Here is a 1,558-nt window from a genome sequence, read left to right on the forward strand (position 1 = left end):
GCCGTCGAGGAACAGGTAGTCCAGCTCGACGTCGGACAGGTCCCGGGTGCGGAACGCCTCGAACTGGTCGCGCAGCCGTTGGCAGATCCGCGACGCAGTCGACTTCGACAGGGCAGCCTCAGGCCCCAGCGCCTCGGCGAGCAGTGCTTCGATGTCACGGTCCGACAGGCCCCGCACCCAGCCCGAGATCACCAGCGCCTCCAGCGGCTCGGAACGCACCACCCCCTTGCCCAACAACGCCGACGCGAACACCTCGGTGGTGTTGCGCAGCTTCGGGCGGGCCAACCCCACCGGACCGCCCGTGGACTTGATCGTCAGATCGCTACAGCCGTTGCGTCGCCCGGCCCGCTCCCCTTCAGCCCGGGAGTTCCAGTCGCGGCCCAGCCAGGTCGTGACCTCGTCCTCGAGAACCTCCTGGAGCACCAGGCGCGCCGACAACCGCATCACCTCCCCTAGGACCTCGGCGATGTCACGGCCCGACCCGAACAACTCGTCGATCTCGGCACGGATCCGTTCGGTGGGCGATACTCGTTTCGGCACAGGTGTAGGTCGCCTTCGTGAGCAGTCAGCCCTTGAAGGAACCTACGCCCTCGCCGCGTATTACACCGGGAACGGGACGCCACCCGGCGCCACCAACCCCGACGCCACGGGTCCAACACCTCGAGTTCGCGAACCCACTCGAGGTGATTCTCCTCGGTGGAATCGCGATAGCCGGAGCAGTCGGTTACGTGGTTACGCGGATCTCGAACGCGGTTGCCTCGGCAGCAGAGGCTGCGTCCAAGGTGCAAGCGGTCGGCCACGAACGCAACGAGGAGCAGCGCCGAGGCGAACGGCACCAACTCGAGATGCGGTCGCTCCAGCTGGACAACCTCAAGCAGGCGGTTGAGCTGTCAGACGTGCTGGAGAGGATTCATCCGGCGATCCGGGAGATCGCCGGCGTCGAGATCCCCGAGCTTTCGCCCGGTCAGCAGGCGCGAGCCGAAGGCCTGAAGGACCAGGCCGTCGAGGCCCGCTACGGAACTCGTTCTGAGCAGCCGGGAGGACGTGGCGATCTCTGACGATGAGCCCCCCGCCACCGACCCGCGCGGGAGATAGTGCCGCTCGGGAGCTTGCCGTACGGTCCAGCGCCGCTGTCCCACTCCCGAGGTTGCTCACGGCCACACTCCCGGAGTTGCTCCCGAATCCCTCGATCTCGGCTCGTTGAACGAGCGGCGCGGGAACGTTCAAGCGGAGAAGGAGCTGCGGCCGCGTCGGACGAGGAGCGGGTAGCCGTCGCTGGCGGCGCGCTCCGGACAAGTGAGCGGCCAGCGGTCGTACCCGACTCGTGCGACCCGCTATGCCCCGGCTGCGACGGAGAGCCACCTTTCGGCGGCTCGTGTCGCCGGCGCTCGCTCGCTCCCGTCGATCGTGCACACCGTCCCGGTGATTATCTGAGGATCCCCCCTCTGACCGGTCACCTCGAATAGGAGGTAATCATGTCAGTGATGGAGGAGAAGTCGCCCCGAACGCGGCGCAGCTTCACCGACGAGTTCAAGCGTGACGCTGTGGCGATGGTGCT

At 67.2% G+C, this 1,558-nt stretch carries 2 protein-coding genes; one reads left to right on the forward strand and one right to left on the reverse strand.

The window, feature by feature from the left end; translation table 11 throughout:
- On the reverse strand, positions 1–540 hold a 540-nt coding region (locus tag HZF19_RS16085), incomplete at its 3' end, for a transposase (RefSeq protein ID WP_208029812.1).
- A gap of 143 nt (positions 541–683) precedes the next feature.
- Between HZF19_RS16085 and HZF19_RS16090 the strand changes: the two genes are divergently transcribed.
- On the forward strand, positions 684–1,058 hold the full coding sequence (locus HZF19_RS16090; RefSeq protein WP_208029813.1) for a hypothetical protein: 375 nt from the start codon (positions 684–686) through the stop codon (positions 1,056–1,058).
- Positions 1,059–1,558: the final 500 nt, after the last annotated feature.

It is taken from the genome of Rhabdothermincola sediminis (genome assembly GCF_014805525.1).
GTDB lineage: Bacteria > Actinomycetota > Acidimicrobiia > Acidimicrobiales > Acidimicrobilacustridaceae > Rhabdothermincola > Rhabdothermincola sediminis.